Raw genomic sequence first — 16,378 nt, 5'->3', positions numbered from 1 at the left:
CGATTGGGCCCGGGATTGGGCCCTGGGACCCTCTGGCGGAGCCCCGGTTCCGCCGTACGTTCCTCGTGTCGAAAGCGGCACAGCCGAAACCGGAGGGGAACACCATGAGCGACCTGATGCTGAAGACCGCCGTCGCGACCAAGGTCCGCGTGAACGGCTGGAAGAACACCACGGTGGAGGCGATGCAGCGCCGCGCCGGCGACAAGGGGCAGACGGCGGTCGAGTACCTGGGCATCATCGCGGTGGTGGTGGCGATCGTGCTGGCGATCACGGGCACGAACATCGGTCAGACGATTCTCACGAAGATTCAGGCGCAGATCGCCAAGGTCGCTCCTTGATCCGAGCTCGCCGCTACGGCGACGCAGGGCAGGCCTTCCCCATCTACATCACGGTGGTGGGGGGCCTGCTCTTTCTCGCGTTCGCCTACTTCGCGGTCGGCCAGGCCGCGGCGAACAGGAACGGCGCCCAGACAGCAGCCGATGCGGCGGCACTCGCGGCAGCGCAGGACAGGCGGGACCAACTCGCGGACGCGTGGGTCGAGAGCGTGCTGGACCCGGCCAAGTGGCAGCAGATCTTCGACGGCAGCGCGGAGGGACTCGACCCTTCGTGCTGGCGTGCGCAGGAACTGGCCGCACGGAACGATGCCCGGCTGGTAGGTGTCGGTTGCGTTCCGGATGGTCTCCTGGGCTTCACGGTCGAGGTCGAGACCAACAAGTCCGTGGGGGAGTCCATCGTCCCCGGCACGGAGGAGCGGCAGTCCAACGCGACGGCCAAGGCCGTGATCGAGCCCCGCTGCGACTTCGACCTCCCGATCGGTGATGCCGAACCCGACGTACTGCCGAAGCTTTTGTGCAAAGGCGGTGTGGAGTGGGAGCTGAAGCCGGACGATATCGATGTCCTGCCGGAGCCCGAAGACCTCTTCGACGTCCACCTGGCCGACTCACAAGCGAACGACGAGTGATGAAGGAAGCAGAGTGATGAGCATTCGGTTCACTGCGAAGGCCCGCAGGGGGATGGTCGCGCTGACCATCGCGGCCGGACTGTCCCTCGGTGTGGCCGGCTGCGGCGGCGGTGGCGACAACGACGACAAGCCGAGCCCGTCGTCGTCCGCCCCCAAGGACCGTGGGTCCGAACCGAGTGCTCAGGACGGTGAGGCGGAGACACCTCTCGCCGAACTCAAGGGAACCGACGGACTCCTCCTCCAGGTCACTTCTGCCCAGAGGGACGCCGGCGGCTTCGTCACGGTGAGCGGCAACCTGAAGAACGACGGGGCGGAGTCGGTGGCCATCCCCGCTCAGACGAGTGGTGACGAGACCGAGGTCATCAAACACGGTCAGTCGCTGGGTGGTGCCACCCTCGTGGACTCCAAGGGGAAGAAGCGCTACTACGTTCTCCGCGACACCGACGGGCGTCCGCTGACGACGACGGGACTCACGACACTCGAGGCCGGGCAGAGGCTCCCCGTGTTCATGCAGTTCCCCTCGCCACCAGCCGACACCACTGATGTCGCCCTGCAACTGCCGACGTTCTCCAGCGGCACCATCAAGATCTCCGGGTGAGGCCGGTCATGCCCCGTACGCACCCTCGAACGGCGACTCCACGCCTCGCCCTGGTCCTCACCGCCGCAGGCCTCATGGTCGCGACGAACGTCTACGGCGCCGTGTCGGCCCACGCCGACGAATCCCCCGGCGTTCCCCCCGGCACCGAGGCCTCCGCCTCCGCCCCCGTCGAGGTCGACGCCAACGACCCCGACCTCAAACTCCCCGAAGGCGCCACCCTCGCCGAACCCAAGGTCCTCGACATCAAGCAGGTCGTCGAGGACCAGAGCGGCGACGAACGCCGGGAGGACACCAACGCCGACGTCAAGTTCGCCCTCCAGGCCGAGGTCCTCTTCGGCAAGGACAGCGCGAAACTCAGCGCCCAGGCGAAGGCCCGCATCGCCGCCATCGCCGAGGAGATCAAGACGCAGAACGCGACGAAGATCCGCGTCTTCGGCTTCACCGACAACCTCGGCTCCTCCGCCCACGGCGACGTCCTGTCCCGCAAACGCGCCGACGCCGTTCAGAACGTCCTGGACCAGGAACTGACCGCGGCCGACGTCACGTACGAGGTCCGCGGCTACGGCGAGCAGTACCCGATCGCCGACAACTCCACGGAGTCCGGCCGCAAGAAGAACCGCCGGGTCGAAGTCTCCTTCCCCCGCTCGGAGAGCTGAGGGACGGCCGGCCCGGCCGACGGTCGCGGGCGGCAGACCCCGTGACCGGACAACGACGGAACCGCGCACCGCCGGACCCGGCCGCAGAGGCCGAACCCGGCGGTGCGCGGCACCACGGCCACACCGCCTGCCGTTGAGACGTGCGGCCCCGCACTTGGGCCCCGAATTGGGGCCAGGGACCCATCCCGCCCCGCCCGTCCCTCCCTACCCTCGGGCCGTGTCGTAGACCGAGGGCGGAGGTGGGGGCATGACCTCGATCGGCGGAGTGCCGGGAGCCGGGTTCGGGTGGCCGCCGGGCGGCAGGGAGCGCCGGCCCCTGCCCGGCTCGCTCGCGACCGCGCTGGTCCTCGTCCACACCCTCTTCGCGATCACGGTCCTCGGCGGACTCGGCGTCCTGCTCACCGCGTCCTCGTACGACGCCGTCGACGGCGGTCTCCTCGCCCTCACCGCCTACGCGGCGGCCCCCGGCGTCCTCGGCTGGTGGCTGGCCCGGCGCACCTGGCAGGGCGGCACCAGGGTCCTCGCCGGCCTGATCGCCGTACAGGCCTGGTTGATCGCCGGCTCGGTATCCAACATCGCCGGCGGGTCGCCGCGCGGCTTCACCCAGCTCTTCCTCCCCCTCCTCGTCCTCTACTTCCTCACCCGCGAGGACAGCCGCGCCTGGTACCGCCTCCCGGCCCCGGACCGCGCCGAACGCCGCCCCTTCTCCCTGTCCCGGATGATCCGCTGGCGGCGCGACGAGGGCCAGACGGCGGTGGAGTACGCGGGCCTGATCGCGGTCGTCGCGGCGGTCGTCACCGCCCTCCTGGTCAGCGGCCTGGGCGCCCAGATCCTCGGCGGCCTGCAGTCCGCGGTCTGCAAGGTCACCGGCACGGCCTGCTCGGCCCCGGCCGCCGACGGTGGTGACACGGACGTCACGGCCACCCGCCCGGACACGGCGGACGGCCCGGCACCCAGGCCCGAAGCGGGTGAGAACGGTCGCCCCGAGGGCACGGAAGGCCAAGCCGGGGAAGACGACACCACGGAGGAGGAGGCCGACGGTCAGGACGGCACAGGCGGCCGGGGCGACACCGCCGACGAGGGTGCCGCCGGCGACGAGAAGAAGGACGCGGACGACGGCTGCTTCTCCGGCGTGGGCGCCTTCTTCGGCTGCACCGGCGACCAGCTGAAGCAGGTCGGCGAAGGTCTCGTCGTCGACGGCATCGGCGGCGACCTCAAAGGCATGTGGGACACCGTCACCAGCCCGCTCGACACCCTGGACGGCCTGAAGGACTACGGCGGTGTCATCGCCGACCAGTGGTCACAGGACGCCAAGGACGCGGGCGACAAGTGGGCCGAGGGCGACTACTGGGACGCGGTGACCGACTGGGGCGGCGCCACCCTGAACTCCGGCGGCAAGGTCCTCGACGACGTGTTCATCGGGGAGGACGTCCGCGACCAGTGGAACCAGGGCAACGAGACCCGCGCCGTCACCACGGTCGTCTGGAACGTCGGCTCCCTCTTCATCCCCGGCTACGGCGAGGCCAAGCTCGCAGGGAAACTCGGCAAGCTGGGGAAGCTCGGCAAACTGGGCGATCTGGGCAAGCTCACCGAGAAGGCTACGGACGCGGCGGCGGACGCCGGGAAGGCCGCCAAGGCGGGCGACGTCAAGGGCGCCGAGAAGGCCGCGAAGGAGGCAGACGAGGCGGCGGACGAGGCCGAGCGGAAAGCGCGCGAATCCGGCTGCACCATCGCCGCCCCGCCCCGCAGGACCCCGTACGACGGCGGCACCCCCTACGGCGGCGGCACCACGCGCGCCCCGGCGCCTCTCACCGGCTCCTCCGGCACGGGCACCACGGTCCTGGCCGCCGGCCTGCCGGCCGGGCATGTCGTACGCGCCGACGGCACGCCGTACGTCGTGCTCGCCGCCGACGGCTGTGACGAGGAGGCCAAGCAGCAGGCTCAGGAGGCGCGGAAGAAGGCCGACGAGGCGGAGCTGCAAACGCTCGAGGCCCGCGCCGAGGCCGCGAAGGCAGCGCTGCGGGAGCAAGGTTCCTCCGTTCCCGACGACCAGATCGACGGGCTCGTCGGCCGGGCCAAGGAGAACCCGGATCCGAACAAGGGGGAGATCAGCAGGAAGGACGCGGCTGACGCGCTCGACGAGATCACCGACCTGGCCCGCCGCGGCAACGTCAACCGCGATGCCGCCGCGGCCTTGCAGGGCAAGGTCGTGAACGCTTCCGACGCCAACAAGCTGGCGGAAGCGCGCGCGGAGCTGAACGCCGTACGCAGAGCCGCCGACGACGCGGCCCCCGGCACCACGGTGGACGCCGGTGTCGGCGGCAAGATGAACCGGCAGGAGGCCGACCTGGGCAACGGGGAGAAGGTGAATCTCGACGAGATCCCCGACGCCGACGTGGTCTACAAGGACAAGAACGGCACCGTCCACGTCAAGGAGGTCAAGAACGCCGGCTCGGCCACGCGCAAGGCGGACTTCGCCAACCAGGTCGAACGGCTGAAGAAGTGGGCGGGCAAGGAGCCCGGCCGCAAGGCCACCGTGGAGATCGAGACGACGGAGCGCTGGACGTCGATCTTCAGCGAGTTCAAGCCCGCCCGGAACGGCAAACCGGCGAAAGACACCAGGACGGCGGCCGGCGAGATGGCCAAGAACGGTGTCGACGTGCGGGTGGCCGGCCAGGGGTTGTCCGCCGACGAGCTCGGCAGGATGCAGCGCGCCATCGACGAACGGTCCGCGAACGGCACCATGGACTGGGCGAAGATGAAGGACCCGGAGAGCGCCAAGGCGTACCTCGGGATCGGCTGAGCGGACGACGACGGAGGCACGAGCGTGACGGGACGGCGGGAATGACCGAGCCGGACAGGGAGCCGGGCGCCGAGGAACGGTGGGACCCACAGGTGCCGCGGTGGCACGATCCGGAGGGCGACTACGTCCTGCCCCGCGCTCTGCGGTCCCTGCCGCACCCCTGGGACGCGGGCGACTGGAGCCGGATCGCGGAACTGCCCCGTACCGAAGACCGCTTGGCCGAGGCGCGCAGGGTGGTCACCGTCCTCCTGGAAGACCCGGAACTGTCTCCCCGCGTGCCCCGGCCGCCGTCGCCCGGCCTGCTGTGGCACGTCTGGGAGGACTTCCACCGAGCCGTGGGGGAGAGCATGCCCCGCACGGGCGACGTCACGTGGTCCGGCGTGGACGAGCTGGTCCGCGCGTGGCAGGACCGGCCGAGGCTGTATCCGCTGCAGCGGCACGTCGTACGGCACGTCGAGGCGGCGATGCTGGCCCTGATCCCGTCGCTGCGGGACGACATCGCCGACTCGGTCTTCCGCTGGCTGGCCCTCGACCCGGACCCGGGTCGCTTCGCCGAGTGGGCGGTCGACCTGGCCGAGCGCTGCGTCACGGAGGACATCGGGGCCGACTCGGCGCTCGAACTGCTGGGCGCGATGCGCACGAGGACGGCGAGGGCGGCGTTGGAGCGCCTGTCGGCGAAGCCGGACGGCCCGGCGAGCTGGGACAACGCGGAGGCGGCGCAGAGCGTGCTCTTCGAGCTGGGTGGCGAGGACACGCCCCGCTGACCGGAGGCGCCGCAGTCCGGGCCGAGGACGCCTACCCGGCCCCGCCCGAGCTGACGACGACCTCCACCCGCACCCCGTCCCGCACCCCCCACCCACCCATCACCCCGGCCTCCGCCTCCACCACGTGCCGCGACCGCAGCCGAGGCATGCCCAGCCGGCCCGGCCGCATGGTGCGCACGGCGATGACTCTCAGGTCACGGTCGAGGTAGGCGACATCGATGGCCATGCGCATACGGAAGGTGTGCACACTGCCGGCGGGGGAGAGCAGCATCGCCCCGTCGAGGGACTCCCGCCCCAGCAGCCCCCGGGTCCGGGCCCGATAGGACGTGGCGATCTCCAGGGGCACGCGCACGGCGGCCCGCCCCTCCGCGTGCACCACCAGTTCGCCCCGCCCGTCCCGCCACCGCCGCCCCATCGGCCCTCCCGTCCCGGCCCCTTCACCATCGAGGCTCTTGCCTTTGCTGCTTCCTGACTGAAACGCCCGCGGCCGGGTGGCACTTGACGAACCGGCATACGTGTTACGCAACCGTTACGGCTCGAACCGGTCGACAGGCCACCGATTCCTCCCCATACACCCCGCCCGTTCACAAGCTTCGCCCTGGTATCGCCCCACACCGCTGGATAGCTTGGGTTCGCTCAAGAGAAGCCTCGCCTCTGACCGGGAGCCGACCGTGAACCGCCGCCCCACCCTCCTCGCAGCGCTCACGCTGACCGCCGCTGCGGCCCTGACGCTGTCCGCGTGCGGGAGCGATGACAGCTCCAAGGCCACGGACAGCGACAAGATCGCGGGAGCCGACACGGGAGACAAGGCATCGGCCTCGGCGACCCCGAGTGCCGCGGACGCGGGCGACCGCCCCACGATCAAGCTGCCTTCGGACGTGACCTACAGGTTCGAATGGAAGAAGACCGGCGACGCCGACAAAGACGCCGTGCTCGGTGACGCCGAGCAGCGCATCAAGGCCGTCGACATGGCCATCGCACGGCAGGACCCGCTCGACAAGGCCTACCGCTTCTACTCGGACGGCACGGCCGCTGCCGCCAGTCAGAAGTACATCCAGGAGTTCGTCGACCACAAGGCACGGACGACGGGACTGACCCGCTTCTACAACGAGAACGTGACCGTCAAGGACGACGGCACGGCAGCTCTCGTGTACTGCGAAGACCAGAGCAAGGCGTTCAACAAGTTCCTGAAGACCGGTAAGACGGATGTCACGCCGGTGACCGAGGACAGCTACGTCGTCTACGCGGGCACCCTGCGCAAGAACGACAAGGGCGTCTGGGTCACCGAGCGACTGATCTCGCAGCGGGGGAGTGCCAAGTGCCGGCCTTGATCCGTTCCAGGTACCTGCTGCTCACGTCGGGCCTTCTCGCCGCGGTCCTGGCCACCGCCGGCCCCGCTCACGCGGAGAAGGGATTCGGCGGCACCGACGGTGCCACGCAGGAGGCCGAATCCGGCAAGGACGGCACCGTCTCCGTCACCGTCGGCGGCGTCGTCTTCGACCGTTCGAAGAACGGCAGCGGCAACTCCGCGGGCGCGCTCACGGCCGCCACGTCCTGGACGCCCCCGCCCTGCTGGTACGCCCCGAAGTACACGCCGGAGCAGCTCCAGAAGGAGCTGGAGCCCATCTGGGACGCCGGTTCGACCGGATACGAGTGGGACGCCGCGCAGCGCGACCGCTACGTCAACGGCAAGCCCTACAAGGACTTCAACAAGGACAAGACCGGCGAGGGCTACTTCTGGGACTCGTTCGTCAACGAGGACTTCCCCCCGGGCTGGGACTCCTGCGAGGAACCCCCCTTCTGGGTCGACCAGGGCGACCCGCCGCCCGCCGACATCGAGAACGCCGTCACGCCCGAGATCCTCGCCGAACTCGCCTACGCCGAGATACGCGTCCCCAGCACGAAGGTGACCCTGGCCCCCGCCGCCGCGACCAAGGTCAACCTGCCGACCTGGGCCTGGCTGGACGCCGCCGACTTCAAGCCGGTGTCCGTCACCGCGTCCGTACCGGTGATCGGCATCAGCGCGACCGCCACGGCCCGGCCGGTGTCGCTCAGGATCCAGCCCGGCACCGAGGACGCCGTGACCTACCCGGCGTCCGGCGTCTGCCAGATCGACGACGGCCGCATCGGCGAGCCCTACGCCAAGGGCAAGGCGGACCGGACCCCACCCTGCGGAGTGCGCTACCTGCGCTCCTCGGGTGACGGCACGTACCCGCTCCAGGCCACCGTCACCTGGGAGATCGACTGGACCGGCACGGGCGGCGCGGGCGGCGACCTGCCCGACGGCACGTTCGGCGCCACCCAGGACGTGGTCGTGCAGGAGATCCAGGCGGTCAACCGCTGACACCCGGGCAGGGGGCGCCGGGTGGCGGCCCCTGCCCGCGCGACGACGACCCGCAAAAGGTGTTGTCCGGCGGCCGGGGACGTGGGTAGGAACTTCCCATGACCGCACTAGGCGCCGTGTTCCGGCCCCAACTGGCCCCCGAACGCCTGCGATCCGTCTGCGAAGCCGCCGACGCCGCAGGGCTCGAACAACTCTGGCTGTGGGAGGACTGCTTCAGAGAGGGCGGTGTCTCCACTGCCGCCGCCGCCCTCGCCTGGACCGAGCGGGTGCGGGTCGGGGTGGGGCTGCTGCCCGTGCCCCTGCGGAACGTCGCCCTCACCGCCATGGAGGTCGCCTCGCTGCACCGGATGTTCCCGGGGCGGGCCGTCGTCGGCGTCGGGCACGGCGTGCAGGACTGGATGGGGCAGGTCGGGGCCCGGGTCGAGTCGCCGGTCACGCTGTTGAGGGAGTATCTCCTCGCGCTGCGTGCCCTGTTGCGCGGGGAGCGGGTCACCACCGGCGGGCGGTACGTCACGCTCGACGACGTCGCCCTCGACTGGCCCCCGATCGAGATGGGCAGCGCGGCCGGGACCGGGGTGCTCGCCGGGGCCACCGGGCCGCGTTCCCTGCGCCTCACCGGCGAGGCCGCCGACGGCACCATCCTCACCGCCAACACCGACGCCGACGGCGTGCGCACGGCGCGGCAGCTCGTCCACGAGGGGCGCAAGGCCGCCGGGCGCGAGGCCGAGCCGCATCACGTCGTCGTGTACCTCCTCGCCGCCACCGGGCCCGGCGCCGAGGCGCGGCTGCGCGCCGAACTGGCCGCCGAGGGGGTGGCCTCCGTCCCCGGCCTGGGAGTCGCCGGGGACGCCGGTGCCGTCGCCGAGGCCGTCGCGCGGCTGGCCGAGGCCGGAGCCGACACGGTGGTGCTGCAGCCGACCGGGGACGAGCCCGACCCGGAGGGCTTCGTACGGTTCGCCGCCGAGGAGGTGCGTCCCCTGGTCGGGTGAGGCCCCGGGCAGACCCCGGGCGGAACCGGGCCGGCGCGGGCGGGCCAGGCGTGACGGCCGCGTCGGCCCAGGGGGCTGCACCGGGGTCGCAGAGGCCCCCCGGTGTGCGGCAGGGCCGACTGTCAGTGGTCCCTGCCACACTCGCGGCATGAGCGATGACGATCTGGACGTACGCCTGCGTGACGTGGTGGAAGCCGACCTGGAGCTCTTCCTCGCCTTCGAGCACGACCCCGAGGCCGCCCGGCGTTCGCGGTTCACGCCCCGCCCGCGCGACGCGTTCCTGCGGCACTGGCGGACCACGGTCCTCGGCGACCCCGCCAACCTCGTGCAGACGGTGACCGTGGACGGCGGTGAGGTCGCCGGCAGTTTCGTCGCCTGGTGGGACGAGGACCGCCGCTTCATCGGCTACTGGCTGGGGCGCCCGTACTGGGGACGCGGCATCGGCGGCAGGGCCCTGCGCCTCTTCCTGGAGCGCGAGACGCACCGGCCGCTGTACGCCGACCCCTTCGAGGGGAACACCGGCTCCGTACGGCTCCTGGAGAAGACCGGCTTCCAGCGGAGCGGCACCATCCGGCACGGCGAGGACACGCACATCCTCCTGGTCCTCCACTGACGCCCCCGCAAGCGGCCGGCGCCCACGACCCCCAGTCCTGGCCGCAGCCGCAGCCGCAGCCGCAACCCCAGCCGCAGCCATGCGGCAGCACCCCCGCCCACACGCGAAAATGCCGCGCCTCCCCGGCCCCAGCCCTGTCACCATCCCCCCATGGCCGAGCACCGCACCCCACCCCCCGAGTCCTCCACGCCCCCCTCCTTCGAAGCCCTTCTCGCCGAAGGCGCCTCCGTGCCCACGGAAGGCTGGGACTTCTCCTGGTTCGAAGGGCGGGCCACCGAGGCACGGCCCTCGTGGGGGTACGCCGTGTCGATGGCCGGGCGGCTGAGCCGGGCGAGTGCCGTGCTGGACGTGCAGACCGGCGGTGGTGAAGTGCTCGCCTTCGCCCTGGCGGAGGCGAGCACGCGACCCGCCCTCACCGTCGCCACCGAGGGCTGGCCGCCCAACGTCGCCCAGGCCACCGCCCTCCTCGGGCCGCACGGCGTCCCTGTCGTGGCCGCCGCCGAGGACGCCCCGCTGCCCTTCGCCGACGGCGCCTTCGACCTGGTCGTCAGCCGTCATCCCGTCCGGCCGCACTGGGACGAGATCGCCCGCGTGCTGCGGCCGGGCGGCACGTACTTCGCCCAGCACGTCGGCCCGGCCAGCGTCTTCGAACTCGTCGAGTACTTCCTCGGCCCCCAGCCGGAGGAGGTGCGCGGCGGCCGTCATCCCGAGCGTGAACGGGCCGACGCCGAGGCCGCCGGACTGGAGGTCGTCGATCTGCGGGCGGAGCGGCTGCGGATGGAGTTCCACGACATCGGCGCGGTCGTGCACTTCCTGCGCAAGGTGGTGTGGATGGTCCCCGGCTTCACCGTCGAGGCGTACGAACCGCGCCTGCGGGCCCTGCACGAGCGGATCCTGGCCGACGGGCCCTTCGTCGCGCACAGCACCCGCCACCTCGTCGAGGCACGCAAGCCGGGCCGGCCGGCACCTCCCGCGTGATCAGCGGCGGCCCACTCACGCGTGCGGCCCCACCGTTCACGGGTGCGGCCCCGGCGTTCACGGGTGCGGCCCCGGCGTTCACGCGTGCGGCCCCACCGTCACCTTCCCCAGCACCAGCTCCGCCGTCGCCTCCAGCACCTCGCCCACCCGCTCCGCCTGCTCGCCCAGCTCCCGCCGCTGCCGTGCCGTCAGCCGGACGAGCGGCTCGACGGTGACGGTCGTACGACGGCCCCGGCGCCGCTGGTGCCACACCCCGGCCACCACCCCGTCGACGAGCAGCACGGGGTGATTGCCGGCCTGGCCGCCGGCGAGGGCGCGCCGGTACGCCTCTCCGGGGAACAGCCGCTCCCGGGGCTGCCCGGCGATCACGTACGCGTCGAAGTAGGGCAGCAGCCGCACCCCCCGCGCGGGACCCTCGGGAAACCGGGTGTCACCCGCCGCCACCCACGCCGGTTCGCCCTCGAAGGCGACCTCCTCGACGGCCCCTGCCGCGGCCAGCTCCCGGAACAGTTGCGCGGCCCAGCCGGCCGGTGTCGCCAGCCACCGCGCGAAGTGCGCCGCGGTCGCCGGTCCGTAGGCGTGCAGGTAACGGCGGACGAAGTCGGACAGCGCCTCCTCCGCCCTCCGGGTTCCCCCCACCCCGGCCCCGCCGGCGTCCGTGGTGTACGTCGCCTTGCGCCCCCGGTTCGGGCCGAAGCACAGCATGCCCGCCCAACCCGCCCGGTGCATCACCTGGCGCCAGCGCGGCCACATGTCCTGGAACGCGGGCATGACCCGGTCACCCGCCCAGGGGCCCGTACGGGCGACGACCTCCTCGGTCAGTTCGTCCAGGGTCAGGCACCTGCCGTCGAGCGCGTCGCCGATCGCCGCGACCACCTGCCCGGCCTGCTCGTCGGTGAGCCGCACGTCGGGCGGGAAGGGACTCGGGCCGGCCGGGACGGCCGTCAGGGCCGCGGACCACAGGGGAAGTTCGCGCGCGGGCAGGAGGTGGACCGTGCCGCGCGGGCCGTACGTCTTGACGAGGGACCGCTCCTCCCAGAGCGCGGACCGCACGTCCGTCCGCGTCACCCCGCCCGCCGCCCGGATCCCGACGGACACCTCGGCGGCGGAGAGCACCTGCGCATGCGCCCCCCTCATCGCGGCGACCACGTCGACCACGTCGGCCGCGTCACGCACCTCGGCCACGCCGCCGGTTTCCGCCGACCCGGTCCTCGACCCGGCCGTCGACCCGGTCTCCACCGCCCCGGCCGGAAACTGCCGCTGCGCCCGCCGCGCGCTCGCCGCGTCCCAAGTGATGCTCACGGTGTTCGTCATGATGTGACCGTAGGAGGGAACGAGGACAGATCCTGTCCTCTTCGGGTCGCGTGCCGTGCCACTCCGTCCACTCACATCTCTTGCGCATCGCACGACCAGGGTTTTCACATCGTTATCGACCCCGGCTCGCTTCCGGGACGCCCCATCGCGTAAGTTCGGACCAAGGTAATTCGCGTGAGCAAAGCTGCGCGGGCGGTACCGCGCAGTGGAGGGGGCTGCGCGGTGCCAGAACCTCTCCCCGAAGAGGGTGTGGGAGGTCAAGCGGGCGTTCACGGCCGGGTTCACCCGTCAGGGGGACGGCCGGACAAGTCGCCGGACGGCGCCCAAGCCGCGGCAAATCCTGCGGATCCTGCCCCAGATCGCCCGAATCCCCTGCGTACAGGCCGCGTTTCGGCCAGGCGTGAGCCGTGAATCTGAGGTTCCGCTGTCATCGCCGCGTCGCCGGACGGCTCCGGAGAGTAGTTGTGGCACGCCGATGCACGCAGCATCACTTACAAAGGGTTATGGTGGAAACCCCCCCCCTCGGGCCGGTCCGTCTCCCCCCCCACGGACCGGCCCGTTTTCCTTCTCCCGCCGGGCGGCTCGAACCAGCGGCCGGAACCTTACGTTCCGCACCCAAGGGTCGCCCAGGGCGGCGGCGGGGGTAGGCTTCGCCTCCGGGGACTGCCAACGGGCGGGGACCGCCCGCGGCCACGACCGGGCCGCACGCCGCGGCCTGTCCGATCCGTACGGAGGGGCTGACAATCACGTGAACCTGCGCGACAAGCTGCGTGGCCTGCTGGTCAGGCTGTACGCACGCCGGGTGGAAGGCCACCTGGACCACGCTCAGGTGCCCAAGCACATCGGCGTCATCATGGACGGCAACCGGCGCTGGGCGAAGGCCGCCGGATCCAGCACCGTCCACGGACACCGGGCCGGTGCCGAGAAGATCGAGGAGTTCCTCGGCTGGTGCACCGAGACCGACGTCGAGGTCGTCACCCTCTGGCTGCTGTCCACGGACAACTTCGACCGTCCGCAGGACGAGCTCGTCCCGCTGCTCGGCATCATCGAGGACGTCGTGCGCACCCTCGCCGCCGACGGCCGCTGGCGCGTCCACCACGTGGGCACGCCCGACCTGCTGCCCTCCGGGATGCAGACGGTCCTCAAGGAGGCCGAGGAGGCCACCGCGCACGTCGAGGGAATACTGGTCAACGTCGCCATCGGCTACGGCGGCCGCCAGGAGATCGCCGACGCCGTCCGCTCGATGCTGCTCGACGCCCAGGACAAGGGCACCTCGATGGAGGAGCTCGCCGAGGCCGTCGACACCGACATGATCGGGCGTCACCTCTACACGAGCGACCAGCCCGACCCCGACCTGGTCATCCGCACCAGCGGCGAGCAGCGGCTGTCCGGATTCATGCTCTGGCAGACCGCGCACTCCGAGTACTACTTCTGCGACGTGTTCTGGCCGGCCTTCCGCAAGGTCGACTTCCTGCGCGCGATGCGTGACTACGCCGCCCGCCACCGCCGCTACGGCGGCTGAGCAGGCCGAGCACACATCACGCGACGGTCCGGGGCACGCCCGCGGGGACGGGCCCGGACGCCGGACGTCCCACGTCGTAACTCTCCCTGGTACCCCACCGAAGACGCACGTCACACGGAGTTCACCCGCGCGCCGTCATATGCCGTGGCATGGCGACGCTCGTTCGAGGGCATAACCCAGTCAGGTCGACGCCCGAACCACGGGTGTCGGATCTCAGCGGACGGCACGGGGCCGTCCGCCCGGGAGGCCCTTTGCACCAGCCCGATCGTGCGGTCACAGCACGGACGCAGGCGGAGGGCCGGTTCTCGGCCCGTGCAGGGCGGCCGACAACCGGTCCAGCTCCACTCCGTCGCTCCCCGACCTCATCCGAGGGGGTACGTCCTTCCGTGGTGACCAGCACAAAGCGCCACAAGCCCGACCGGCGCACCTATGTCCTCGACACCAGCGTCCTGCTGGCCGACCCGAACGCCCTGAACCGCTTCGACGAGCACGAGGTCGTGCTGCCCATCGTCGTGGTGACGGAGCTGGAGGCGAAGAGGCACCATCCCGAACTCGGCTACTTCGCCCGGCAGGCCCTGCGCCTGCTCGACGACCTCCGGGTGCGGCACGGCCGCCTCGACGCCCCCATCCCCATGGGAGACCTGGGCGGGACCGTCCGTGTCGAGCTCAACCACTCGGACCCCAGCGTGCTGCCCAGCGGCTACCGCCTGGGGGACAACGACTCCCGCATCCTCGCGGTCGCCCGCAACCTGCAGGCCGAGGGGTTCGACGTCACCGTCGTCTCCAAGGACCTCCCGCTCAGGATCAAGGCGTCCTCCGTCGGACTCCTCGCCGAGGAGTACCGCGCGGAACTCGCCATCACGGACTCCTCCGGCTGGACCGGAATGTCCGAACTGACCCTGCCCGGCGAGCAGGTGGACATCCTCTTCGAGGAAGGGCAGGTCCACGTCCCCGAGGCGGCCGATCTGCCGGTGCACACGGGTCTGATGATCCAGTCGGAGCGCGGCAAGGCGCTCGGGCGGGTCACACCCGAGGGCAACGTCCGGGTGGTGCGCGGGGATCGCGAGGTGTTCGGCATCAAGGGCCGCAGCGCCGAGCAGCGCATCGCGCTGGACCTGCTGCTCGATCCGGACATCGGGATCGTGTCCATGGGCGGCCGGGCCGGCACCGGCAAGTCGGCGCTGGCGCTGTGCGCGGGCCTGGAGGCCGTGCTGGAGCGCCGTCAGCACCAGAAGGTGATGGTCTTCCGTCCGCTGTACGCGGTGGGCGGGCAGGAGCTCGGCTATCTGCCCGGTACCGAGGCGGAGAAGATGAGCCCTTGGGCGCAGGCGGTGTTCGACACGCTGTCCGCGGTCACCAGCCGGGAGGTCATCGAGGAGGTCACCGCGCGCGGGATGCTGGAGGTCCTGCCGCTCACGCACATCCGCGGACGCTCGCTGCACGACGCGTTCGTCATCGTGGACGAGGCGCAGTCCCTGGAGAAGAACGTACTTCTCACCGTTCTGTCCCGGATCGGGGCCAACTCGCGGGTGGTCCTCACCCATGACGTGGCCCAGCGGGACAACCTCAGGGTCGGCCGCTACGACGGTGTCGTCGCCGTCGTGGAGAAACTGAAGGGTCATCCGCTCTTCGCGCACGTGACCCTGACCCGGTCCGAGAGGTCACAGATCGCTGCCCTTGTGACCGAAATGCTCGAAGACGGGCAGATGTGACCGTCCCGCCCTGACAAGGGGGGAAACAGGCGGCAGTTGGCGCCGTCCGGAAAGGCGAAGAGCCTAGCCGGGCGGCGCCTTCGCGTGTGGCCTTTCCTGTGAATCTCCCGCGCCAAACGGGATGTGAGCTTTCACACGCAGCACAGAATTGCCTTGCCCCGTCGGCTTGCGGCAGAGTCTCACTCCTGTCAGGCCCCGCATACGACACACCTGTACCCCCAGCGGTACGGCACCACAGCACAGCACCAACTCCATAGCGATGTCGTATGCCGCCCGAGCACCACGCGGCACTCCCCTCGCGGGAGTTGCCCACCGGGCCCGCGCCTCCCGTGACCCCGCAGTTGGGGAGGCCAGTGCCAGGGGCACGATTGCGTCCGCGAGGGTCACCGAAGCGGGCGATGCTGGAAGGAAACCGTGTGAGCCGGATCTCGGTCCGGGGATTCGCAGTGGCCTCGGCCACGGCGGTCACCGCTGTCGGAAGCGTCGTCGGCGTTGCCTCGGGCAGCACCGCGCAGAACAACGACGCGGAAGCGACGGCAAGCGGCGCCACGCTGCTCGCGGACATCCCCGCGGGCCAGCAGGCCCAGGTGCAGACCGCGTCCCTGACGCAGCAGGCCGACGCGCAGGCCATCGCGGCGGACGTGAGCGCGAAGAAGGACGCCGAGGAGGCCGCCCGCAAGGCAGCCGCCGAGACGGCCATCGCGAAGAAGAAGGCCGCCGAAGAGGCCGCCGAGAAGGCCGCCGAGGAAGCCAAGGAGCGCGCGGAGGCCAAGGCAGCGGCCACCCGCTCCAAGGACATCTCCGACTTCCCCGTCGCGTCCTCCTACTCCATCGCGCAGATCCAGGCGATGGCACGGCAGATGGTGCCGGCGGGTCAGTTCCAGTGCTTCAGCAACATCGTGGACCACGAGTCCGACTGGAACTACAAGGCGGTCAACCCCTCCTCCGGTGCCTACGGCCTGTTCCAGGCCCTGCCCGGCTCCAAGATGTCGTCCGTCGGCGCCGACTGGCAGACGAACCCGGCCACCCAGATCAAGTGGGGCCTGAACTACATGAACGACCGCTACGGCAGCCCGTGTGACGCCTGGTCGTTCTGGCAGGCCAACCACTGGTACTGAGCCGAC

The 16,378-nt window shown here is 71.3% G+C and carries 16 protein-coding genes; 14 read left to right on the top strand and 2 right to left on the bottom strand.

The window, feature by feature from the left end; genetic code table 11:
* Window positions 1-104: 104 nt before the first annotated feature.
* The 6 genes from ACPXCS_RS12550 to ACPXCS_RS12525 all read left to right on the top strand — a co-directional run bounded on the left by ACPXCS_RS12550 (window position 105) and on the right by ACPXCS_RS12525 (window position 5,782).
* On the top strand, window positions 105-338 hold the full coding sequence (locus tag ACPXCS_RS12550) for a hypothetical protein (protein WP_190195693.1): 234 nt from the start codon (window positions 105-107) through the stop codon (window positions 336-338).
* The gene (locus ACPXCS_RS12545) at window positions 338-961 is read left to right on the top strand and encodes a pilus assembly protein TadG-related protein (RefSeq protein ID WP_425946717.1); all 624 of its coding nucleotides are present in this window, start codon (window positions 338-340) and stop codon (window positions 959-961) included. Before ACPXCS_RS12550 ends, ACPXCS_RS12545 begins: the two co-directional genes overlap by 1 nt.
* 16 nt (window positions 962-977) lie before the next feature.
* A complete protein-coding gene (locus tag ACPXCS_RS12540) occupies window positions 978-1,559 on the top strand; it encodes a hypothetical protein (protein ID WP_425946619.1) in 582 nt (193 codons plus the stop codon).
* A 74-nt stretch (window positions 1,560-1,633) separates the two neighbouring features.
* Window positions 1,634-2,215 carry an OmpA family protein gene (locus ACPXCS_RS12535; RefSeq protein WP_425946716.1) on the top strand — a complete coding sequence of 194 codons (582 nt, stop codon included), beginning with the start codon at window positions 1,634-1,636 and terminating at the stop codon, window positions 2,213-2,215.
* Window positions 2,216-2,462: 247 nt separating this feature from the next.
* Window positions 2,463-5,018 carry a hypothetical protein gene (locus tag ACPXCS_RS12530; protein WP_425946618.1) on the top strand — a complete coding sequence of 852 codons (2,556 nt, stop codon included), beginning with the start codon at window positions 2,463-2,465 and terminating at the stop codon, window positions 5,016-5,018.
* Window positions 5,019-5,059: 41 nt separating this feature from the next.
* Window positions 5,060-5,782 carry a hypothetical protein gene (locus ACPXCS_RS12525; protein ID WP_425946617.1) on the top strand — a complete coding sequence of 241 codons (723 nt, stop codon included), beginning with the start codon at window positions 5,060-5,062 and terminating at the stop codon, window positions 5,780-5,782.
* A gap of 31 nt (window positions 5,783-5,813) precedes the next feature.
* On the opposite strand, the gene ACPXCS_RS12520 is transcribed toward ACPXCS_RS12525, so the two are convergent.
* A complete protein-coding gene (locus tag ACPXCS_RS12520; protein ID WP_425946616.1) occupies window positions 5,814-6,197 on the bottom strand; it encodes a DUF192 domain-containing protein in 384 nt (127 codons plus the stop codon).
* A gap of 256 nt (window positions 6,198-6,453) precedes the next feature.
* On the opposite strand from ACPXCS_RS12520, the gene ACPXCS_RS12515 reads away from it, so the two are divergent.
* The 5 genes from ACPXCS_RS12515 (at window position 6,454) to ACPXCS_RS12495 (ending at window position 10,706) form a co-directional block, all read left to right on the top strand.
* Window positions 6,454-7,113, top strand: coding sequence for a hypothetical protein (locus ACPXCS_RS12515; protein WP_425946615.1), 660 nt, complete (start codon window positions 6,454-6,456; stop codon window positions 7,111-7,113).
* Between the two features lie 47 nt (window positions 7,114-7,160).
* Window positions 7,161-8,126, top strand: a complete 966-nt coding sequence (locus ACPXCS_RS12510) for a hypothetical protein (RefSeq protein ID WP_425946715.1) — start codon at window positions 7,161-7,163, stop codon at window positions 8,124-8,126.
* 98 nt (window positions 8,127-8,224) lie between these two features.
* Complete coding sequence (locus ACPXCS_RS12505; protein ID WP_425946614.1) at window positions 8,225-9,115, top strand: LLM class flavin-dependent oxidoreductase; 891 nt, start codon at window positions 8,225-8,227, stop codon at window positions 9,113-9,115.
* Window positions 9,116-9,263: 148 nt separating this feature from the next.
* Window positions 9,264-9,728 carry a GNAT family N-acetyltransferase gene (locus ACPXCS_RS12500; protein ID WP_425946613.1) on the top strand — a complete coding sequence of 155 codons (465 nt, stop codon included), beginning with the start codon at window positions 9,264-9,266 and terminating at the stop codon, window positions 9,726-9,728.
* 150 nt (window positions 9,729-9,878) lie between these two features.
* Window positions 9,879-10,706: a class I SAM-dependent methyltransferase gene (locus ACPXCS_RS12495; protein ID WP_425946612.1), complete on the top strand. Its 828-nt coding sequence runs from the start codon at window positions 9,879-9,881 to the stop codon at window positions 10,704-10,706.
* Between the two features lie 78 nt (window positions 10,707-10,784).
* Here the strand turns inward: ACPXCS_RS12495 and ACPXCS_RS12490 are convergent, their stop codons facing one another.
* Complete coding sequence (locus tag ACPXCS_RS12490) at window positions 10,785-12,020, bottom strand: winged helix DNA-binding domain-containing protein (protein WP_425946611.1); 1,236 nt, start codon at window positions 12,018-12,020, stop codon at window positions 10,785-10,787.
* 748 nt (window positions 12,021-12,768) lie between these two features.
* Between ACPXCS_RS12490 and ACPXCS_RS12485 the strand changes: the two genes are divergently transcribed.
* The 3 genes from ACPXCS_RS12485 (at window position 12,769) to ACPXCS_RS12475 (ending at window position 16,372) form a co-directional block, all read left to right on the top strand.
* Window positions 12,769-13,542, top strand: a complete 774-nt coding sequence (locus ACPXCS_RS12485; protein WP_425946610.1) for an isoprenyl transferase — start codon at window positions 12,769-12,771, stop codon at window positions 13,540-13,542.
* Between the two features lie 386 nt (window positions 13,543-13,928).
* Window positions 13,929-15,254 (top strand): PhoH family protein, encoded by a 1,326-nt coding sequence (locus ACPXCS_RS12480; RefSeq protein ID WP_425946609.1) that lies wholly within the window; start codon window positions 13,929-13,931, stop codon window positions 15,252-15,254.
* Between the two features lie 398 nt (window positions 15,255-15,652).
* A complete protein-coding gene (locus ACPXCS_RS12475; protein ID WP_425946608.1) occupies window positions 15,653-16,372 on the top strand; it encodes a transglycosylase SLT domain-containing protein in 720 nt (239 codons plus the stop codon).
* The last annotated feature ends 6 nt before the right edge of the window (window positions 16,373-16,378 follow it).

The sequence above is a fragment of the Streptomyces sp. DT190 genome (genome assembly GCF_049846985.1).
Classification (GTDB): Bacteria; Actinomycetota; Actinomycetes; order Streptomycetales; family Streptomycetaceae; genus Streptomyces.
The sequence above is the reverse complement of the archived record's forward strand: the minus strand, read 5'-3'. Positions and strand labels throughout refer to the sequence as shown.

Bases quoted from the DNA above. Each gene is read 5' to 3' on its own strand.
- ACPXCS_RS12490 (WP_425946611.1), bottom strand. From the start codon at position 12,020: ATGACGAACACCGTGAGCATCACTTGGGACGCGGCGAGCGCGCGGCGG.
- ACPXCS_RS12500 (WP_425946613.1), top strand. From the start codon at position 9,264: ATGAGCGATGACGATCTGGACGTACGCCTGCGTGACGTGGTGGAAGCC.
- ACPXCS_RS12550 (WP_190195693.1), top strand. From the start codon at position 105: ATGAGCGACCTGATGCTGAAGACCGCCGTCGCGACCAAGGTCCGCGTG.
- ACPXCS_RS12505 (WP_425946614.1), top strand. From the start codon at position 8,225: ATGACCGCACTAGGCGCCGTGTTCCGGCCCCAACTGGCCCCCGAACGC.
- ACPXCS_RS12525 (WP_425946617.1), top strand. From the start codon at position 5,060: ATGACCGAGCCGGACAGGGAGCCGGGCGCCGAGGAACGGTGGGACCCA.
- ACPXCS_RS12530 (WP_425946618.1), top strand. From the start codon at position 2,463: ATGACCTCGATCGGCGGAGTGCCGGGAGCCGGGTTCGGGTGGCCGCCG.
- ACPXCS_RS12540 (WP_425946619.1), top strand. From the start codon at position 978: ATGAGCATTCGGTTCACTGCGAAGGCCCGCAGGGGGATGGTCGCGCTG.
- ACPXCS_RS12475 (WP_425946608.1), top strand. From the start codon at position 15,653: ATGCTGGAAGGAAACCGTGTGAGCCGGATCTCGGTCCGGGGATTCGCA.
- ACPXCS_RS12535 (WP_425946716.1), top strand. From the start codon at position 1,634: ATGGTCGCGACGAACGTCTACGGCGCCGTGTCGGCCCACGCCGACGAA.
- ACPXCS_RS12495 (WP_425946612.1), top strand. From the start codon at position 9,879: ATGGCCGAGCACCGCACCCCACCCCCCGAGTCCTCCACGCCCCCCTCC.
- ACPXCS_RS12520 (WP_425946616.1), bottom strand. From the start codon at position 6,197: ATGGGGCGGCGGTGGCGGGACGGGCGGGGCGAACTGGTGGTGCACGCG.